The sequence below is a fragment of the Alteromonas sp. R7 genome, from assembly GCF_055755235.1.
Map to the genome: position 1 here is coordinate 1 of NZ_JBVTQX010000010.1, position 17,499 is coordinate 17,499.

Genomic DNA, 17,499 nt, shown 5'->3' on the forward strand with positions numbered 1-17,499 from the left:
ACTCAGAAGTGAAACGTATTAGCGCCGATGGTAGTGTGGGGTTTCCCCATGTGAGAGTAGGACACTGCCAGGTCCCATTAAGAAGAACCCGCCTAACGGCGGGTTTTTTGCGTTTGGAAGAAAGAAAAAAATGGGGTCAGAGTACATTAATCCCCACTCCCCCCAGCAAAACCTCAAATTGGGGTCAGAGTACTTTATTACTCAGGTTACCAGAACCGAGTCAAAGTACCCATGCCCTCCAGCGCCGTTAAATCAGAGTACTTTATTACGCTAAATACTGGAGCGTAGTCATACATTTTTCGTCCAGTACTGATAAATCAAAAAAATGTACTCTGACCCCATTTGTTAGATAAGTAAAAATGTACTCTGACCCCATTATTTTTGTGTTGTCAGTATTTGTAGACATTCTTATTCGATAAAAGCCTTAATAGATCTGACTTACTTTTAGCAAAGTGAGCGTTTTTTGGTAAACTCTGTCGAGTATTTTTCTAGTCGAAGTAAATAGGACAAACTAATGGCCGTATTCGGTACAGTATTCATGCCACAAATGGCACTTGCTACCTTTGTCAACGATAAGTGGACTGACACCGAATTTGTCAGTGCAGATAGTATTCAGCTGCACCCTGGTGCACACGTGCTTCATTATTCAAGTACATGCTTTGAAGGATTGAAAGCATTTAAGCACGAAGATGGCAGCATCAACATTTTTAGAATGGATAAGAATATTGAGCGCTTTGCTCAAAGTAGCCGTCTACTTAACTTGCCTGAAATAGACAAAGCGCAAGTCGAAAAGATGATCATCGATATTGTTGCAAAATACGCCTCCGAGGTTCCAGAGCCTCCAGGTTCTATGTATATCCGCCCTACGCATATCGGCACAGAAGCGTCTATCGGTAAAGCGGCAGCACCATCAGCAAGTTCAATGCTATACGTTCTATTATCGCCGGTTGGCGATTACTTTGCCGGCGGTTTGAAGCCACTTCGCTTGTTGCTTGACGAAACAGGCATGCGCTGTGCACCGCACATGGGAATGGTAAAAAGCGGTGGTAACTACGCCAGTGCGTTGCCTCCTATTCTTAAAGCGCGTGCAGAAGTTCAGGCTGATCAAATTCTGTTTTGCCCTAATGGCGATGTACAAGAAACCGGAGCTGCTAACTTCCTGCTTATCGATGGTGATGAAATCATTACCAAAGGGTTAGATTCTAGCTTCCTACACGGTGTGACCCGAGCAACGATTCTTCAAATTGCCAAAGACCACGGCATGAAAGTGAGCGAGCGTGATATTACTGTAGACGAACTACTAGAGCGTTCAGCCAAACCGAACACTGAAGCAGCACTGTCTGGTACAGCGGCTGTACTTACACCGGTAGGTACTTTTATTCACAATGATAAAGAGTATCAGGTGGGTAACGGAGAAGCTGGCCCAGTAACGATGAAGCTAAGACAAGCGTTAAATGATATCCAATGGGGTAAGGCTGAAGACACTCACAATTGGTTGGTGAAAGTGCCAAACTAGTCTAATCAGACACCCATTAAAAAAGCCTGCGAACGCAGGCTTTTTCGTATCTAAAAAGGCACTCGATTACTTCGCTTTGCCTTGCTTAGCGACTGCATCCATCATTGCTTTGATAGCGTCAGCATCGCCAAGATATTCTTTAGAGATTGGTTTAAGGTTTTCATCTAGTTCGTATACTAGCGGTACACCTGTAGGAATGTTTAGACCCAACACTTCTTCGTCTGACATACCATCAAGGTACTTAACAAGAGCACGAAGACTGTTGCCGTGCGCAGCAATAATTACGCGCTTGCCTGCTTGGATGTCTGGACGAATAACGTCGTGCCAGTATGGTAGTACACGTTCGATAGTTAGTTTTAGACTTTCACCACGTGGCAAGATGTCAGCATCTACATTGTTGTAACGCGGATCGTGACCTGGGAAGTGCTCGCTATCATCTTCAACGGCCGGAGGTGGGATGTCGAAGCTACGACGCCAGATTTTAACCTGTTCTTCACCATGCTTAGCGGCAGTCTCTGCTTTGTCTAGACCAGTTAACGCACCGTAGTGACGCTCGTTCAGACGCCAGTGACGCTCAACTGGAAGGTAGTGCTGACCCATTTCTTCAAGTGCAATATTAAGTGTTTTAATTGCGCGAAGAAGTACAGACGTATAAGCCTGATCAAATGTAAATCCAGCATCTTTAAGAAGCTGACCTGCGGTCTTTGCTTGTGCTACACCAGTGTCGGTCAAGTCAACGTCGTGCCAGCCTGTGAAACGGTTTTCCAAGTTCCACTGACTTTCTCCATGACGAATAAGTACCAATTTATACATAGTTGGGTTACCTGCGGCGTTAGAGTGAAATAGTCTGAGATAATTCCAGAAATTGGACGTTCAGACGTATATTTAAAAATCTGCTGTTATCATCCTTGATTGGCGCTTAAAAATCCAGTTTATGCTGGTACAAAATCGCAGGTAAGACGTGTGTTTATCACTATAACTTGGGAATATATTATATAAAATGGGTAAGGTCTGGATGAGCAACTTTTATCCACTCTTTCATTGATGGCTCTTCAATAAAGCTAAAGTCTTCGAAGTCGAAGCCAGGTGCTACTGTACAACCAACAAGTGAGTAATCACCCATCGTTGCGGCTGCCTGAAAATTCCCCGCTTTAACAACTTCTACATAGTCAGTGCTTTGCCCACCAATGCGACGTTCCCACAACTGTTGTTTTTCAAGTTGAAACAGTTGTAGTGGAGCCCCTTCGTAGTGATTCCACACTTCATCATGTAACACGCGATGAAAACGACTAACTTGTCCCTTTAATAGAAGAAAATAAATATGAGTAAGCGCGGGTCGACTAGCATTGTGCACAAACGATTTAGTTTCGTTTTCAGAACGGAAAACTTGACGATAGAAACCTCCCTCGGGGTGAGGTGCAAGGTTGTACTTCTTAACTAGCGGGTGTGTCATGATAACTTCGTTATTATTGTTATTGCTTACTACTAATGCTTGTATATCTCAAAGCTTTCCTAAGCATGTATTAAGACATTTAATGTTTAACCTTCTTTTAAGCATACCGTTTGGTGCGTTATAAGAAAACAGAAATGTTGCATATTTGTAAACCATCTTAATCAGCAAGTACTCTGTGCACACGCGAAGTTTTCTTACCAATTAATCTCAATATAAAGTGTGCCAAGCTTATTTACCAATAAGCGCTATCTGCCCTAGTCAGCTTTTTCCAACTGTTACAGCGCTTCTCCATAATCCATCTGTTTAAACCAATAATGAGAAATAGCTAAAAAAGCGATGCCATTACTAATAGGAGGTGAACTTTTTTTCATGTTTAGGCCGTACAAATTGAAAAATAAGGCGACTAAAAACACGTTGCTCGTTTCTTGCGTTGGCAAAATTGAAACGTACACAATATTCACGAACAGGCAAAGAAGGATGGTGAGCGTATGACATATAAGTCTTTTTCGCAGCTTGAAGTAAACGGCAAAAACTTCAAGGCGGTTAATTTTGACGGTATAGGCAGTAAATATGCGCTCGACAGGCTTCCGTTTTGTATCAAAATTCTTTTGGAAAACCTGATTCGTCATGAAGACCAAGAGTTTGTTAACAGCAACGATATTGAGCAAGTAGCAAAGTGGGACACAGATAATCACGTTGATCACGAAGTGTCTTTTGTTCCCGCACGCGTCATCCTCCAAGATTTTACGGGTGTGCCTGCTATTGTTGATTTAGCAGCCATGCGCGATGCGGTTAATCGTTTAGGTGGCGACGCTCAGGCGATTAATCCCCTCAATCCAGTAGAGCTGGTTATTGACCACTCAGTAATGGTAGATCATTTTGCTGAAGACGATGCGCTTGAAAAGAATACCGACATTGAAATTCAGCGAAATAGAGAGCGTTATCAATTTCTAAAATGGGGTCAGTCTAGCTTTGACAATTTCAAAGTGGTTCCCCCTGGTCGCGGTATCGTGCATCAGGTTAACCTAGAGTATCTTGCTCGTTGCGCGTTTACTAAGGAACAGGATGGGGAAACGTTGGTTTACCCAGATACCCTAGTAGGAACAGATTCGCATACCACTATGATTAATGGCCTTGGCGTACTTGGCTGGGGTGTGGGAGGCATTGAAGCAGAAGCGGCGATGCTGGGTCAACCAGTAACAATGTTATTACCAAAAGTGGTTGGCTTCAGGCTTTCGGGTAAGTTGCCTGCTGGCGTAACTGCCACCGACATGGTGCTAACTATCACACAACAACTACGTGAACATGGCGTTGTTGGAAAGTTTGTAGAATTCTATGGACCGGGTCTTAAGCATCTTACTACGGCAGACCGCGCCACCATCGCAAACATGGCGCCTGAATATGGTGCTACTTGCGGTATTTTCCCTATTGATGATGTTGCGCTAGATTACCTGCGACTCACCGGCCGAGACGAAGATCAAATTGCTCTTGTAGAGGAATATGCGAAATTCAGCCACCTATGGCACGACGACCACTCAAAAGATGCCCAGTATCATGAGACCCTGGAACTTAACTTAGATGAAGTGGTTCCTTCACTTGCTGGACCTAAGCGTCCTCAAGATAGAATTGCCCTCGATAATGCAGCAGAGGCATTTAGAGAGTGGCATCGTTCGCAAATTGACGTGAAAGTACTTGATGAAGAAACCGATCTCATCGCAGAAGCGGGGTTAGGTACAACAGACGAGGTGGACGAAGAACACGATTCATTCGTGGAGTTCAGGGGAAGCAAGTTCAACCTTGAAGATGGCGCTATTGTAATAGCTGCTATCACCAGCTGTACCAATACGTCAAATCCATCAGTGCTCGTTGGCGCAGGCTTACTTGCGAAGAAAGCAGCAGAAAAAGGGCTAACTCGTAAGCCGTGGGTTAAGACTTCATTAGCACCTGGTTCGCAGGTTGTTACTCAGTATTTAGAAGATGCTGGTCTTATGGACCCGCTTGAAGCACTAGGCTTTAACTTGGTTGGCTACGGTTGTACAACCTGTATTGGTAACTCTGGACCGCTACCTGATGCCATTACCGACGCCATTAGAAAAGCGAAACTTACGGTTACCTCGGTTTTATCTGGTAACCGCAACTTTGAAGGGCGTATCCATCCTGATGTGGCTGCAAACTACCTGGCATCACCACCACTGGTTGTTGCATACGCGTTGGCTGGAAACATGAATGTAGATATCACTAAAGAGCCGTTAGGTAAGGCGAGTGATGGTTCTCCGGTATATCTAAAAGACATCTGGCCTACCGAAGACGAAATTCAGCAATACATAGCGGAAAACGTCACCGGTGATTTGTTTAAAGAAAAGTATGCAGATGTATTTAAAGGAAGCGGTGAATGGAATGAACTGCAGGTAAGTAAAACATCGGTCTACGACTGGCCAGAATCAACCTACATTAAGCATCCGCCTTTCTTTGAAGTAATGGGTAAGGAGCCAGAGGCTCTAACTGCAATTGAAAACGCACGATGCTTGGTTAAGGTGGGCGATTCGATTACTACCGACCATATTTCTCCAGCCGGCGCCATCGCAGAAGATAGCCCAGCCGGAGAGTACCTGCAGGCCCAAGGGGTTGAGCCTAAAGACTTTAACTCTTATGGATCGCGTCGTGGTAACCACGAGGTTATGATGAGAGGTACGTTTGCTAACGTGCGTCTTCAAAACCAATTAGCACCCGGCACAAGAGGCAGTGCTACCACACACTTCCCAAGTGGCGATGGTATGTCTATTTTCCATGCTGCTATGCGTTACAAAGATGACGGCGTACCAGCCATTGTTATTGGTGGAAAAGAGTACGGTACTGGCTCGAGTCGAGATTGGGCTGCTAAAGGCCCTTCTTTGATGGGGGTGAAAGCAGTATTAGCCGAGAGCTACGAGAGAATTCACCGCTCTAACCTGATTGGAATGGGGATTTTGCCACTTCAATTTAAGTCAGGTGATAGCGCGAGTTCTTTGGAGCTTAAAGGCAATGAGTCTTTTTCTATTAACGCTATTGAACGTGGGCAGACTGAGGTTGAAGTTAAAGCCGTGTCGGATGAAGGAAAAACAACAACGTTTATGATGGATATCAGAATTGATACATCAAACGAGTTCACTTACTTTGAAAACGGCGGCATTCTGCATTACGTGATAAGAGAATACTTGAAGAAATAGCACGTATAAGGGTAGTGGTTAGCGACTTCTCTGTAGTGAGAAGTCGCTATGCCATGTGATGTTAGTAATAGCGTTTTTCGCAGATTACTTCTTTAATATTCGAGCCGATGGCAGCGCGTGTCTCACATCTCAAATCTTGGGCTTGTGCACCGTAAAGAGAGATATATTCTTCTACATAAGGCTCTAAAGCATTGATGTAGTCTTCAGGTAAAGCATTCTTTATCTGTCGGTAAGAACGGTTCCATTCAGCGGTTTTTTGTTCCATTGCAACATTCAACCAGAGCCAGCCTTCTTCATAATTAACGGGCGTCCCCCATCCTTGGAAATACATTTGCGCGAGGTAATATTGACCTTCTTTATTTCCCATTTTTGCAGAAGCAGTCAGCTTCTCCAGTGCTTTTTCATACTTCTCTGCCTTCAGGGCGTGCAAGCCCAATTCTAAAGTAGATAAATATTCGGATTTCCAAATATGATTCTTAGTATGCGACTGAGCCAACGTAGGGGCTGAAAGTACAACTGAAGATAAAACGGCAGCTATTGCTAATAGATTTTTCATGTAGTATCCCTTCTTTTTGATAAATTTATAACGCAATTCACACTCATAGTGAACCGTCTAAAAGTACAGTATTTGTTTTATGTTACTAAAAATTTTAAGAGTTGAGTGATTAATCTCCACCAATAATTTGGACTTGTGCAAGGTCGGTGTCGCCTTTAAGCACTTTGAAAATTGCGTCTTGAACGAGGGTGCGCATGCCATCAGCAGCAGCCTGAGACTTCATATCGGCGACGCTGGCTTCTTTGTACACCATTGACCGAAGCTCTGGCGTCATACCTAGTAGTTCATGTACCCCTGTTCTACCTTTGTAACCCGTGTTTCCACATTCTTCACAGCCTTTAGCACGGTAAAGCTCTAGTGGCGTCTGAATATTCAGCTCCGCCATGTGCGCATGACCATACTGGCGCTCAATAAAGGCCATATCGGTTTCAGTGGCGATGTACTTTTCTTTACAGTTACTGCATAACGTTCGAATAAGACGTTGAGCCAGTATACCCACGCAGGCATCTGAGAAGTTCACAGGGTCGAGACCCAAATCAAGTAAACGGGTAATCGTTTCAGGGGCTGAGTTGGTATGCAGTGTAGACAGTACTAAGTGACCGGTTAACGAGGCTTCAATCCCCGCATGTGCGGTTTCTTTATCACGCATCTCACCAATAAGAATAATGTCAGGGTCAGCACGTAAGAATGCGCGCAGGGCCGCAGCAAAGTTGAAGCCAATCTTAGGGCTTACTTGAACCTGTTGTAGGCCGGGTTGCGTGATTTCCACCGGGTCCTCAGCGGTCCAAATCTTCTTTTCAGGCGTGTTTAAATATCCCAATATAGCGTGAAGCGTGGTGGTTTTACCTGAACCCGTTGGCCCAACAACGAGAAGAATGCCGTGAGGCTTCTTAATCATTTCTTCTAAACGCGCACGGTTGTTCGGTGCCAAGTTCATCTTATCAATAGGCATCGCACCGCCAGATGCCAGAATACGCATAACAACACCTTCACCGGCAACCGTAGGAATGGTGGCAACACGAACTTCAACAAGTTGACCATTCATTCTAAACGCGAGTTTGCCATCCTGAGGTACGCGTTTTTCGGCAATGTTCAAATTCGACATTATCTTTATGCGTGCAATAACCGCACTGTGGTGCGAATTAGGCACTTGGTTCATGTCGCGGCACACACCGTCCACGCGCATACGTACACGAGTGGGCGCATTTTTCTCTGGGTCTATATGAATATCTGACGCGTTGAGTCTTTTTGCATCGTGCAGAATACGGCTTACTAAGCGCACCACAGCAGGGGCGTCGTCCGACAGCTCATCGACTTGGTCGTCGTTATCTTCAGTTGATGTACCAATCTCGTCGAGAATATCACTCATCTCGCCGGGGCCACCGCCACCGCTGTTTTCCCCCAAATATTGAAGAATTAAGCTTGGTAGGCTGACAGCTATCTCGTAGCTATCAATACCCATGGCGCTCTCTATTTCCATAAGTAGCGCCGCATTATTAGGTTCAGCCATCAACACGATGGGCTTGTCATGGGCATCGGCAATGACAGCCACATAGTTTCTTTTTAAATAAGAAACATTCAGACGGCTTTCATTTTCGAACCTGTGATACTTATCAGGTAAATAAGGAATAAAAGGGACCTGATAGTGAATAGAAAGCGAGTTGCCAATTTCTTCTTCAGAGATGCGGTGTTCCGATACAAGACGCTGTATAAGAGCGCGAATGTCTGGAGTAGAACTTTGAATATCGTTTAATGTAGCTTCGTCTAATAAGCTTTTGTGGACTAGTAGATCGAAAGGGTTGTTTGTGCCGCCCAGTTCAAACCTGAACTTGTCGCCAAGAATCAGTGCAAGGGCATTGCCTAGCTTTAAATCTTCTTCAGTAAAACCACCACTGACTTTGTTGATGATTTGGATAACACCCATCAACACGCCCGCATTCATTATAGGTACGCATAAAATGTTCTGGGTTTTAAAGTCATTGTCTTTGTCGAACTTATCAGCGAAGCGCAGGCGAGGGTGAATGCTTTGAAGTAGTGCAGGATTATACGGGTCGTCAATAACCACAGCCTTTTGTGATAGGGCAACATAACCAGCAATCGACATTGGGCTAATTGGCACTTTTATTTCCAGCGTCTCTTTACCCGTTTTAAATCTCGCGACCAAATCTTGATGCTGACGTCGACGTTGAAAAATACTCATACGTTGGGCATCAAACAAACCGAGGATAATTGGCTCTAATAAACCATATGCATCCAGTAACGTGGAGTGGTTATTTAGAATGCGTTTTATTTGTGCAAAAGTTTGCTGGTTATTCACTACTTCCATATTCTCACTACTAATAATGTTGGCGCCTAGTCCTTTATGCATTTGGCGTTACAAGTGCCTGTTAAGCTAGGGTAACAAGATATACCTATACCACGAAAGCAACAATACTACTTATAGACAGTTACATACACTGGTATAGCGTAAAAATATGTGTATAAAAAGCAAACTGCCTCTTGCATTGCTTCTGCCTTTCTGTATAATTCGCGCCCACTGCCCAATTAGGGCACGTAATTTTTAGCCGCGACCTCACTGCTTTTAGGGTGGTTGCCGAAGTAACGGATTCATCATCAGTGATTAGCCTGTTGCTGGCGTGCTAGAAAAAAGAACAGGGTTCCGATTGGGAACCATCGGTTTACGCACATCCTTTCTTTCCGGAATAAATGGAAGAGAAAGGGTGAATTTTTTTGTTCTTTCGATTGGAGCTTAATCGATGCCAAATCAAAGAATTCGCATTCGTTTGAAAGCGTTTGATCACAAGTTGATCGATCAGTCTACGGCTGAAATCGTTGAAACTGCGAAACGCACTGGTGCTCAGGTAAGTGGTCCTATTCCTCTACCTACTCGCAAAGAACGCTATACAGTTCTGATTTCTCCGCACGTTAACAAAGACGCGCGTGATCAATATGAAATCCGTACTCACAAGCGTTTGGTAGACATCATCGAGCCAACTGATAAAACAGTTGACGCGTTGATGCGTTTGGACTTGGCTGCTGGCGTTGATGTTCAAATCAGCCTGGGCTAATAAGAGAGGGTTATAACAATGGCGATTGGTCTAGTCGGTCGTAAAGTGGGTATGACTCGCATCTTCACTGAAGATGGTACGTCTATCCCTGTGACTGTTATTGAAGCGACCCCAAACCGCGTTACTCAGCTTCGTACTGAGGAAACTGACGGTTATCGCGCTCTTCAGGTTACTGCTGGAACTAAGAAAGCTAACCGCATCAACAAAGCTGAAGCAGGTCACTTTGCTAAAGCTGGTGTTGAAGCTGGACGCACTCTAGTAGAATTCCGCCTAGAAGAAAACGAAGGTGCCGATATTGAAGTAGGCAGTGAAATCACTGTTGAAATCTTTAACGACACTAAGAAAATTGATGTAACTGGTACATCAAAAGGTAAAGGTTTCCAAGGTGCTATCAAGCGCTGGAACTTCAGTTCTCAGCGTATGACGCACGGTAACTCTTTGTCACACCGTGCTCCTGGTTCAATTGGTCAAAACCAATCACCAGGTAAAGTATTCAAAGGCAAGAAAATGGCTGGTCAGCTTGGTAACAAGCAAGTGACTACTCAGTCTTTGGAAGTTGTACGTGTTGACGTAGAGAACGGCCTTATCCTAGTTAAAGGTGCCGTACCTGGCGCAACTGGCAACGATGTAATCGTAAAGCCAGCTGTTAAAGCGTAACGTCTGGGGAGTGAACTGATGGAATTAACATTGAAAGACGCGCAAAGCGCTCTTGAAGTATCCGAAGCGACCTTTGGACGTGAATTCAACGAAGCCCTGGTACACCAGGTAGTTGTAGCTTACGGTGCAGGTGCTCGTCAGGGTACAAAAGCGCAGAAAACTCGCGCTGAAGTTCGTGGTGGCGGTAAGAAGCCATGGCGTCAAAAAGGTACTGGCCGTGCTCGTGCTGGTACAATCCGTAGCCCAATTTGGGTTGGCGGTGGCCGTGCTTTCGCAGCAAAGCCTCGTGACTTTGACCAAAAAGTTAACAAGAAAATGTATCGCGGTGCGATCAAGAGCATCCTGTCTGAACTAATCCGTCAAGACCGTTTGGTTGTTGTAGAGAAGTTCGGTGTAGACGCACCTAAGACTAAAGCTCTTATTTCTGCACTTAACGAATATGAACTAAATGACGTTCTAATCGTTACTCCTGAAGTTGATGAGAACTTGTTCCTAGCGGCGCGCAACTTGTACAAAGTTGACGTACGTGACGTAGCAGGCATCGACCCAGTGAGCTTGATTGCATTTGAAAAAGTGCTAATGACTGCTGATGCGGTTAAACAACTTGAGGAGGCGTTAGCATGAAAGAAGAACGTCTACTGAAGGTGCTAGTAGCACCTCACGTTTCAGAAAAGTCTACAATGGCTGCTGAAGCGAACAACACAGTTGTATTTAAAGTAGCTAAAGACGCGAACAAAGCCGAAATCAAAGCTGCAGTTGAAAAACTGTTTGAAGTTGAAGTTGAAGGTGTTCGTACTGTGAACGTTAAGGGTAAAACCAAGCGTCACGGCATGTCTTTCGGTAAGCGCAGCGACTGGAAAAAGGCCTACGTGGTTCTTAAAGAAGGTCAGGACATCGACTTTGTCGGTGGTGCTGAGTAAGAAGGGGATTAGAAATGCCATTATTGAAAGCTAAGCCAACTTCTGCCGGTCGTCGTCACGTTGTTCAGGTCGTAAATCCTGACCTGCACAAAGGTGCACCGTACGCACCTTTGCTTGAAAAGAACAGCAAATCTGGCGGTCGTAACAACAATGGTCGTATTACCACTCGTCACATTGGTGGTGGTCATAAGCAACACTACCGTGTAATCGACTTTAAACGCAACAAAGACGGCATTCCAGCTAAAGTTGAGCGTTTAGAATACGATCCAAACCGTTCTGCAAACATTGCACTAGTATTGTACGCAGACGGTGAACGTCGTTACATTCTGGCTCCTAAGGGTATGCAAGCAGGTGATGCAATCCAGTCTGGTTCGGACGCTCCGATCAAGTCTGGTAACACTCTACCTATGCGTAACATCCCTGTAGGTACTGTTGTACACGCAATTGAAATGAAGCCTGGCAAAGGTGCACAAATCGCACGTTCTGCTGGTGCTTATGCTCAGATCCTAGCACGTGACGGAAACTACGTTACCCTACGTCTACGCTCTGGCGAAATGCGTAAAGTTCTATCTGATTGCCGCGCCACTATCGGTGAAGTTGGCAATGCAGAGCACATGCTTCGTTCACTAGGTAAAGCTGGTGCTACACGCTGGCGTGGTGTTCGTCCTACCGTTCGTGGTGTTGCCATGAACCCGGTTGATCACCCACACGGTGGTGGTGAAGGTCGTACATCAGGCGGTCGTCACCCAGTAACTCCTTGGGGTGTTCCTACCAAAGGTAAGAAAACCCGAAGCAACAAGCGTACTGATAAGCTTATCGTACGTCGTCGAAACAAGTAATAGCGAGGATTCACCATGCCACGTTCTCTCAAGAAAGGTCCTTTTATTGACCTTCACTTGCTGAAGAAGGTAGAGGCTGCAGTGGAAAAGAACGAACGTAAACCAATCAAAACTTGGTCTCGTCGTTCTATGATCATCCCAGATATGATTGGGTTGACCATTGCGGTCCATAACGGTCGCCAACATGTACCTGTCATTATTAGTGACGAAATGGTCGGCCACAAGTTGGGCGAATTTGCGCCAACGCGTACTTACCGCGGCCATGTCGCGGATAAGAAAGCTAAACGTTAAGGGGTAGGAAGATGGAAGCATTAGCTAAACACCGTTTTGCCCGCACGTCGGCTCAAAAGGCACGCTTGGTTGCGGATCAAATTCGCGGAATGCACGTTGAGAAAGCTCTAGAGCTTCTTGCGTACAGCCCGAAGAAAAGCGCAGCGCTAGTAAAGAAAGTATTGGAATCTGCGATTGCTAACGCAGAGCACAACGAAGGCGCAGACATCGACGAGTTACGCGTGTCTAAAGTTTTCGTTGACGAAGGTCCAACTATGAAACGTATCAAGCCACGTGCTAAAGGCCGTGCTGATCGTATCTTCAAGCGCAGCAGTCACATCACTGTGGTTGTAGCGGATAACTAGGAGTAGATAATGGGACAGAAGGTACATCCTACAGGTATACGCCTGGGTATCAGCAAACCATGGACTTCTACCTGGTACGCTAATACTGCAGACTATGCAGACAACCTGTATAACGATCATCAGGTACGTCAGTATCTGACTAAGCAACTAAAGAACGCTTCACTTTCTAAAATCGTGATCGAGCGTCCTGCTAAGAGCATCCGTGTGACTATTCACACTGCTCGTCCAGGCGTTGTAATCGGTAAGAAAGGTGAAGACGTAGAGAAGTTGCGTAACTACGTATCTAAGCTAGCCGGCGTGCCAGCTCAGATCAACATCGCTGAAGTACGTAAGCCAGAGCTAGATGGCCAGCTAGTAGCTGACAGCATCTCTAGCCAGCTAGAGCGTCGTGTTATGTTCCGTCGTGCTATGAAGCGCGCAGTACAAAACGCAATGCGTCTAGGCGCGAAAGGTATCAAAGTTGAAGTTAGCGGCCGTTTGGGCGGAGCAGAGATTGCACGTTCTGAATGGTACCGTGAAGGTCGCGTTCCTCTGCACACTTTCCGTGCGGATATCGATTACGCAACCTCTGAAGCGTCAACTACTTACGGTATCATCGGCGTTAAAGTATGGATCTTCAAAGGTGAAGTTCTAGGTGGTCTACCTACAACTCAAGAGCAAGCACCAGCTGCTCAACCTAAGAAGAAAGGCCGCAACGCTAAGCGAGAGGGCTAATCATGTTACAACCAAAACGCATGAAGTTCCGTAAGATGCACAAAGGTCGCAACCGCGGCTTAGCAGCGGGTAATACTGTTGCCTTTGGTACTTACGGCCTTAAAGCAGTTGGTCGTGGTCGAATGACTGCGCGCCAAATCGAAGCAGCGCGTCGTGCTATGACTCGTCACGTTAAGCGTCAAGGTAAAATTTGGATTCGAGTTTTCCCTGACAAGCCAATTACTGAGAAGCCTCTAGAAGTGCGTCAAGGTAAAGGTAAAGGTAACGTTGAGTACTGGGTATGCCAAATTCAGCCTGGTCGTGTGCTATACGAGATGGAAGGTGTTCCTGAAAATCTTGCACGCGAAGCGTTTGAATTGGCAGCGGCTAAACTGCCATTTAAAACAACCTTTGTAACTCGGACGGTGATGTAATGAAAGCGACTGAACTGAAAGAAAAGAGCGTAGAAGAGCTGAACGCAGAGTTGATTAACCTGCTACGCGAACAGTTCAACCTACGCATGCAGCACACAACAGGTCAGCTTGAAAAAACTGATCAGTTGAGAAAAGTACGTCGTAACATCGCGCGTGTTAAAACCATTCTGACTCAAAAGGCTGATGCGTAATGACTGAGCAAAAAATTCGTACAGTACAAGGTCGTGTGGTTAGCAACAAGATGGATAAGTCTATCACTGTTGTAGTTGAACGTTTTGTTAAGCACCCAATCTACGGGAAGTTCATCAAGCGCTCTACTAAGCTTCACGCCCACGACGAAAACAACGTATGCAATAAAGGTGACGTAGTAACAGTACGTGAATGTCGCCCACTATCTAAGAGCAAATCTTGGATGCTAGTTGACGTTGTTGAGAAAGCTGGCGTTTAATCGCTAACTTTTTTCAAGTCTTAAAAAAGCCGCTCTCGAGCGGCTTTTTTGTATCTGCAGTTTCTTTAACGTGCTTCCATAGGCTTAAGCGTGTTCATTATCAGCGCCGGTGAAGACTAGCGTCTTGTATAAATCAGCGTAGGCTTTGGACATCCTTTCTATACCAAATTTACTTGTGACAAGCTTATACAAAGCCTCTCCATATTGTGCTCTTTCATCAGGGGATTCAATTAGACTAATTAAGCTCTCCCCAATTCCGTCAATATCTCCCGGCGCTACCATTACACCTGTCTCCTTATGCTTGATAACTTCGGGTATTCCCCCCACAGGACTAGATAACACTGCACATTTATTAGCACCTGCCTGAAGTAAAATATCGCCTAAACCCTCTGAATAGGAAGGATGAACCAGAATATCTACATTAGGGAGTATTTTGGCTACCTCTTTTGTAAAACCGCAAAGCTTCACATGCTCGTCTAGCTTATGGCGTTCTATAAGTGATTGATAGCTCTCTTTTAGATTTCCCTCGCCAAACAATAAACAGGTTACATTTTCATGCTTGTTCAATACATCGTGCATAGCCAAAATGATATCCGCTTGCCCTTTTTGAGATGTGTACTGAGCGAAGTTTGCAATGACGATATGGTCTTCAGGAATAGAGAATGTACGTCGCAGCCAACCGCTATCTTTGCGTTGGGAATACTCTGTTAAGTCTACTGCTGGATATATAACGCGCTGATGTTCTACGCCTTCACAATGTAGTGAAACCACTTTCCTCACACCTTCAGATACGCTGATAACTGCATCGAATTGTTTGTACTTATAAAATGAAAAGTGAGTTTCGGGGTTATCTATTCGCCTTGTGCAAACCGTAGGCACACCTGAAATTTTGGCGAGCATGGCACCCCATACATCCGAACCCCGTTCGCTGTGTACATGAATAATATCTGGGTTAACCCCATTTACGACTTCCAGTAAACGCTTTACACATAGGAAGTCTGACTCACCGGCATACTTAATGGTATGCGTTTCACAATGCCCAAAAGCCGTATGACGAATCTCACTGTCTTCAGCGCAAACCAAGTGAAGTGATATATCATCATGGTGCTCTAACGCATTGATGAGGTATGCAACTTGTTCTGCGCCACCGTGAAGATGTATGCCAAGTTCAATGTGAAGAACGCGTATACTCAAATGCCTTCCTTAAAATTTATTTAATATTCTGTATACGCTGCTTTTGTATTTAAGACCGTTTTTTGCGGCTTTTCTTATATGGTTGTGGTAACACCCTGCTGTTTAAACACCACTATACGCATAAAGCGAGTGATCAATATATTATTGCCTTTCTCAAATACACTATTTACTTACGTATAGGTCGCTTTGCCCTAGACGCGGGCTATTTAGCCACTACAATGTCGAAAGAATCTATCGGGAACTGCGGCACTAGATAGCTAGAATTACCTGCTTAACGCTGGAAGTGGGTGTTTCCGCAGTGCCCAGCACACCGTATTTGAAAAGCATAATTCAACATCGATAGTCGATCACTTGTAGTCGTGCCGTCGAAGTATCTGTATCAAAAAGGATGTATTTATGGTTGTTGCCAATACACGTGGCTATAAACCTACTCTACTTGAAACGCTCTGCCGGTGGGGATATTCGCTTGTATTGGCGATTGCGATTCCCTTCGCATTTATTCATTTATTGATAAAAGCCACGAAAGCAAGCGATGACTCGCATCGAGGGAGATTTGAGCGTTTTGGTATAGTCCCAAAGCCGCTCAAGCAGAATGGCTATTTGTTTCACTGTGTTTCAGTGGGGGAAGTCGTGGCTGCTTCATGCGTAATAAAGCGAATAATGCAACACGAGCCAGACGCGCAAATAACCGTTACTACAACCACATCTACAGGCTCTGCTCGCGTTCGAGATATATTCAAAGACACCGTTCACCATTTCTATCTGCCTTATGATTTGTCGCTGACTATGTCTTCAATGCTGAAACGCATTAAGCCCAAAGCAGTAATGATTACAGAAGTTGAACTATGGCCAAACCTAATTCACGTGTGCTGGAAGCGAAATATTCCCGTTATGGTAATAAATGCTCGCATGACTGAGCGCTCGGCTAAACGTTATAAAAAAATCGGACAGCTATTTAACCCTATGTTGGCTAAGCTATCTCACGTATGTGCTCAAGGGCAGAGAGACTATGATAATTATGCATGGCTTGGTGTTGCGCAAGATAAGCTAACCCTCACGAATAATATTAAGTTTGATCAAGCCGCAAATACAGCGAGCTCTTCTGCACATTTTCTTGGGTTAGCTAAGGGTGCAAGGCCAATACTAGTTGCAGGCAGCACGCACGAACCTGAAGAGAGCGTTATCGTTGAATCTGCAAAGGTTTTATGGAAAGAGAGCCCTCAACTACGGGTGATTATTGTCCCTCGCCATCCAGAGCGTTTTGAAGCCGTAGCAAAATTACTTGAAAGGCATAATCTGAACTTCGTCAAAAGTTCAGAGGTGGATAACGTTCCAGACGATGTGAACGTTATCCTGTTGGATGAAATGGGTAAGTTAAATCATGCTTATGCGGTAGCAACATTTGCCTTTGTTGGCGGCTCTATTGCCGATAGAGGCGGCCATAATGCCCTTGAGCCGGCAGCATTCTCGTTGCCAATAATGATGGGGCCACACACCTATAATAACCCTGTTATCTGCGACTATTTAAAAGAATGTGGCGCATTAAGCATTGTAGAAGATGCTTCTCGCGTTTCTTCAACGGTACAAGAATGGCTTGAATCACCCAGTAAAGCTGAAAAAGCGGGAATGGCCGGTAAAAAGGTACTACAGGATAACAGCGGCGCGTTAGATTCTACTTTAGCGTGTATACATCGCAGTATTCGTTAAATGCCGTCAGTCAAAAACAGCAACTCGTTGTTATTGAACAAAAAAGGAACCCCGCATTTGTGCGTCTGATGCACCAAATTAGGCGCTGTGACAGCTAAAAGATAATGAATAGGGACTTGGTTTTTAGCTATCTATTTGATTATACAAGGATTGTCAAAGTTGGTTCGCTGCTT

General features: G+C 44.9%; 19 protein-coding genes and 1 rRNA gene. 15 read left to right on the top strand and 5 right to left on the bottom strand.

Features of this window, described 5'->3' with window-relative positions; genetic code table 11:
- Both rrf and AC0J2X_RS15490 read left to right on the top strand, forming a co-directional pair.
- Positions 1 to 73: ribosomal RNA gene (gene rrf / locus AC0J2X_RS15485) — 5S ribosomal RNA — on the top strand; the annotation flags it as partial.
- A 441-nt stretch (positions 74 to 514) separates the two neighbouring features.
- Positions 515 to 1,516, top strand: coding sequence for a branched-chain amino acid aminotransferase (locus AC0J2X_RS15490; protein ID WP_014947969.1), 1,002 nt, complete (start codon positions 515 to 517; stop codon positions 1,514 to 1,516).
- Between the two features lie 66 nt (positions 1,517 to 1,582).
- On the opposite strand, the gene gpmA is transcribed toward AC0J2X_RS15490, so the two are convergent.
- Both gpmA and AC0J2X_RS15500 read right to left on the bottom strand, forming a co-directional pair.
- Complete coding sequence (gene gpmA / locus AC0J2X_RS15495; protein WP_014947970.1) at positions 1,583 to 2,329, bottom strand: 2,3-diphosphoglycerate-dependent phosphoglycerate mutase; 747 nt, start codon at positions 2,327 to 2,329, stop codon at positions 1,583 to 1,585.
- Positions 2,330 to 2,507: 178 nt separating this feature from the next.
- Positions 2,508 to 2,969 (bottom strand): cupin domain-containing protein, encoded by a 462-nt coding sequence (locus AC0J2X_RS15500; RefSeq protein WP_014975441.1) that lies wholly within the window; start codon positions 2,967 to 2,969, stop codon positions 2,508 to 2,510.
- 488 nt (positions 2,970 to 3,457) lie between these two features.
- Between AC0J2X_RS15500 and acnA the strand changes: the two genes are divergently transcribed.
- On the top strand, positions 3,458 to 6,175 hold the full coding sequence (acnA, locus tag AC0J2X_RS15505; protein WP_014975442.1) for an aconitate hydratase AcnA: 2,718 nt from the start codon (positions 3,458 to 3,460) through the stop codon (positions 6,173 to 6,175).
- 61 nt (positions 6,176 to 6,236) lie between these two features.
- Here the strand turns inward: acnA and AC0J2X_RS15510 are convergent, their stop codons facing one another.
- Positions 6,237 to 6,731, bottom strand: a complete 495-nt coding sequence (locus tag AC0J2X_RS15510) for an SEL1-like repeat protein (RefSeq protein WP_014947973.1) — start codon at positions 6,729 to 6,731, stop codon at positions 6,237 to 6,239.
- 109 nt (positions 6,732 to 6,840) lie between these two features.
- Positions 6,841 to 9,099 (bottom strand): GspE/PulE family protein, encoded by a 2,259-nt coding sequence (locus AC0J2X_RS15515; protein WP_014947974.1) that lies wholly within the window; start codon positions 9,097 to 9,099, stop codon positions 6,841 to 6,843.
- 388 nt (positions 9,100 to 9,487) lie between these two features.
- On the opposite strand from AC0J2X_RS15515, the gene rpsJ reads away from it, so the two are divergent.
- From rpsJ to rpsQ, 11 genes are read left to right on the top strand one after another with little or no spacing between them, the layout of a single operon-like run.
- On the top strand, positions 9,488 to 9,799 hold the full coding sequence (gene rpsJ / locus AC0J2X_RS15520) for a 30S ribosomal protein S10 (RefSeq protein WP_010179497.1): 312 nt from the start codon (positions 9,488 to 9,490) through the stop codon (positions 9,797 to 9,799).
- An 18-nt stretch (positions 9,800 to 9,817) separates the two neighbouring features.
- On the top strand, positions 9,818 to 10,456 hold the full coding sequence (gene rplC / locus AC0J2X_RS15525) for a 50S ribosomal protein L3 (protein WP_014947975.1): 639 nt from the start codon (positions 9,818 to 9,820) through the stop codon (positions 10,454 to 10,456).
- 18 nt (positions 10,457 to 10,474) lie between these two features.
- Entirely contained in the window at positions 10,475 to 11,080 is a 606-nt protein-coding gene (gene rplD, locus AC0J2X_RS15530; RefSeq protein ID WP_012516958.1) for a 50S ribosomal protein L4, read from the top strand.
- The gene (gene rplW / locus AC0J2X_RS15535; protein WP_012516959.1) at positions 11,077 to 11,376 is read left to right on the top strand and encodes a 50S ribosomal protein L23; all 300 of its coding nucleotides are present in this window, start codon (positions 11,077 to 11,079) and stop codon (positions 11,374 to 11,376) included. The genes rplD and rplW overlap by 4 nt, the downstream gene beginning before the upstream one ends.
- A 14-nt stretch (positions 11,377 to 11,390) precedes the next feature.
- Entirely contained in the window at positions 11,391 to 12,215 is an 825-nt protein-coding gene (gene rplB, locus AC0J2X_RS15540; protein ID WP_014947976.1) for a 50S ribosomal protein L2, read from the top strand.
- A 15-nt stretch (positions 12,216 to 12,230) separates the two neighbouring features.
- Positions 12,231 to 12,506 carry a 30S ribosomal protein S19 gene (rpsS, locus tag AC0J2X_RS15545; RefSeq protein WP_012516961.1) on the top strand — a complete coding sequence of 92 codons (276 nt, stop codon included), beginning with the start codon at positions 12,231 to 12,233 and terminating at the stop codon, positions 12,504 to 12,506.
- A gap of 11 nt (positions 12,507 to 12,517) precedes the next feature.
- On the top strand, positions 12,518 to 12,850 hold the full coding sequence (gene rplV / locus AC0J2X_RS15550; protein WP_014947977.1) for a 50S ribosomal protein L22: 333 nt from the start codon (positions 12,518 to 12,520) through the stop codon (positions 12,848 to 12,850).
- A 9-nt stretch (positions 12,851 to 12,859) separates the two neighbouring features.
- Complete coding sequence (rpsC, locus tag AC0J2X_RS15555) at positions 12,860 to 13,564, top strand: 30S ribosomal protein S3 (protein WP_014947978.1); 705 nt, start codon at positions 12,860 to 12,862, stop codon at positions 13,562 to 13,564.
- Between the two features lie 2 nt (positions 13,565 to 13,566).
- A complete protein-coding gene (gene rplP / locus AC0J2X_RS15560) occupies positions 13,567 to 13,977 on the top strand; it encodes a 50S ribosomal protein L16 (RefSeq protein ID WP_014947979.1) in 411 nt (136 codons plus the stop codon).
- Entirely contained in the window at positions 13,977 to 14,168 is a 192-nt protein-coding gene (gene rpmC, locus AC0J2X_RS15565) for a 50S ribosomal protein L29 (RefSeq protein WP_014947980.1), read from the top strand. Before rplP ends, rpmC begins: the two co-directional genes overlap by 1 nt.
- Positions 14,168 to 14,425, top strand: a complete 258-nt coding sequence (gene rpsQ, locus AC0J2X_RS15570) for a 30S ribosomal protein S17 (RefSeq protein ID WP_014975444.1) — start codon at positions 14,168 to 14,170, stop codon at positions 14,423 to 14,425. The genes rpmC and rpsQ overlap by 1 nt, the downstream gene beginning before the upstream one ends.
- Before the next feature lie 84 nt (positions 14,426 to 14,509).
- Here rpsQ and AC0J2X_RS15575 read toward each other — a convergent pair whose 3' ends face one another.
- On the bottom strand, positions 14,510 to 15,619 hold the full coding sequence (locus tag AC0J2X_RS15575) for a glycosyltransferase family 4 protein (RefSeq protein ID WP_014975445.1): 1,110 nt from the start codon (positions 15,617 to 15,619) through the stop codon (positions 14,510 to 14,512).
- Between the two features lie 396 nt (positions 15,620 to 16,015).
- Between AC0J2X_RS15575 and AC0J2X_RS15580 the strand changes: the two genes are divergently transcribed.
- Positions 16,016 to 17,326, top strand: a complete 1,311-nt coding sequence (locus AC0J2X_RS15580) for a 3-deoxy-D-manno-octulosonic acid transferase (RefSeq protein ID WP_014975446.1) — start codon at positions 16,016 to 16,018, stop codon at positions 17,324 to 17,326.
- Positions 17,327 to 17,499: the final 173 nt, after the last annotated feature.

Coding starts and splice junctions, on each gene's coding strand:
- AC0J2X_RS15580 (WP_014975446.1), top strand. CDS start 16,016: ATGGTTGTTGCCAATACACGTGGCTATAAACCTACTCTACTTGAAACG.
- rplC (WP_014947975.1), top strand. CDS start 9,818: ATGGCGATTGGTCTAGTCGGTCGTAAAGTGGGTATGACTCGCATCTTC.
- AC0J2X_RS15510 (WP_014947973.1), bottom strand. CDS start 6,731: ATGAAAAATCTATTAGCAATAGCTGCCGTTTTATCTTCAGTTGTACTT.
- rpsC (WP_014947978.1), top strand. CDS start 12,860: ATGGGACAGAAGGTACATCCTACAGGTATACGCCTGGGTATCAGCAAA.
- AC0J2X_RS15490 (WP_014947969.1), top strand. CDS start 515: ATGGCCGTATTCGGTACAGTATTCATGCCACAAATGGCACTTGCTACC.
- rpmC (WP_014947980.1), top strand. CDS start 13,977: ATGAAAGCGACTGAACTGAAAGAAAAGAGCGTAGAAGAGCTGAACGCA.
- rplV (WP_014947977.1), top strand. CDS start 12,518: ATGGAAGCATTAGCTAAACACCGTTTTGCCCGCACGTCGGCTCAAAAG.
- gpmA (WP_014947970.1), bottom strand. CDS start 2,329: ATGTATAAATTGGTACTTATTCGTCATGGAGAAAGTCAGTGGAACTTG.
- rplP (WP_014947979.1), top strand. CDS start 13,567: ATGTTACAACCAAAACGCATGAAGTTCCGTAAGATGCACAAAGGTCGC.
- rplW (WP_012516959.1), top strand. CDS start 11,077: ATGAAAGAAGAACGTCTACTGAAGGTGCTAGTAGCACCTCACGTTTCA.
- rpsS (WP_012516961.1), top strand. CDS start 12,231: ATGCCACGTTCTCTCAAGAAAGGTCCTTTTATTGACCTTCACTTGCTG.
- rpsQ (WP_014975444.1), top strand. CDS start 14,168: ATGACTGAGCAAAAAATTCGTACAGTACAAGGTCGTGTGGTTAGCAAC.
- rpsJ (WP_010179497.1), top strand. CDS start 9,488: ATGCCAAATCAAAGAATTCGCATTCGTTTGAAAGCGTTTGATCACAAG.
- AC0J2X_RS15515 (WP_014947974.1), bottom strand. CDS start 9,099: ATGCATAAAGGACTAGGCGCCAACATTATTAGTAGTGAGAATATGGAA.
- rplD (WP_012516958.1), top strand. CDS start 10,475: ATGGAATTAACATTGAAAGACGCGCAAAGCGCTCTTGAAGTATCCGAA.
- AC0J2X_RS15500 (WP_014975441.1), bottom strand. CDS start 2,969: ATGACACACCCGCTAGTTAAGAAGTACAACCTTGCACCTCACCCCGAG.
- rplB (WP_014947976.1), top strand. CDS start 11,391: ATGCCATTATTGAAAGCTAAGCCAACTTCTGCCGGTCGTCGTCACGTT.
- acnA (WP_014975442.1), top strand. CDS start 3,458: ATGACATATAAGTCTTTTTCGCAGCTTGAAGTAAACGGCAAAAACTTC.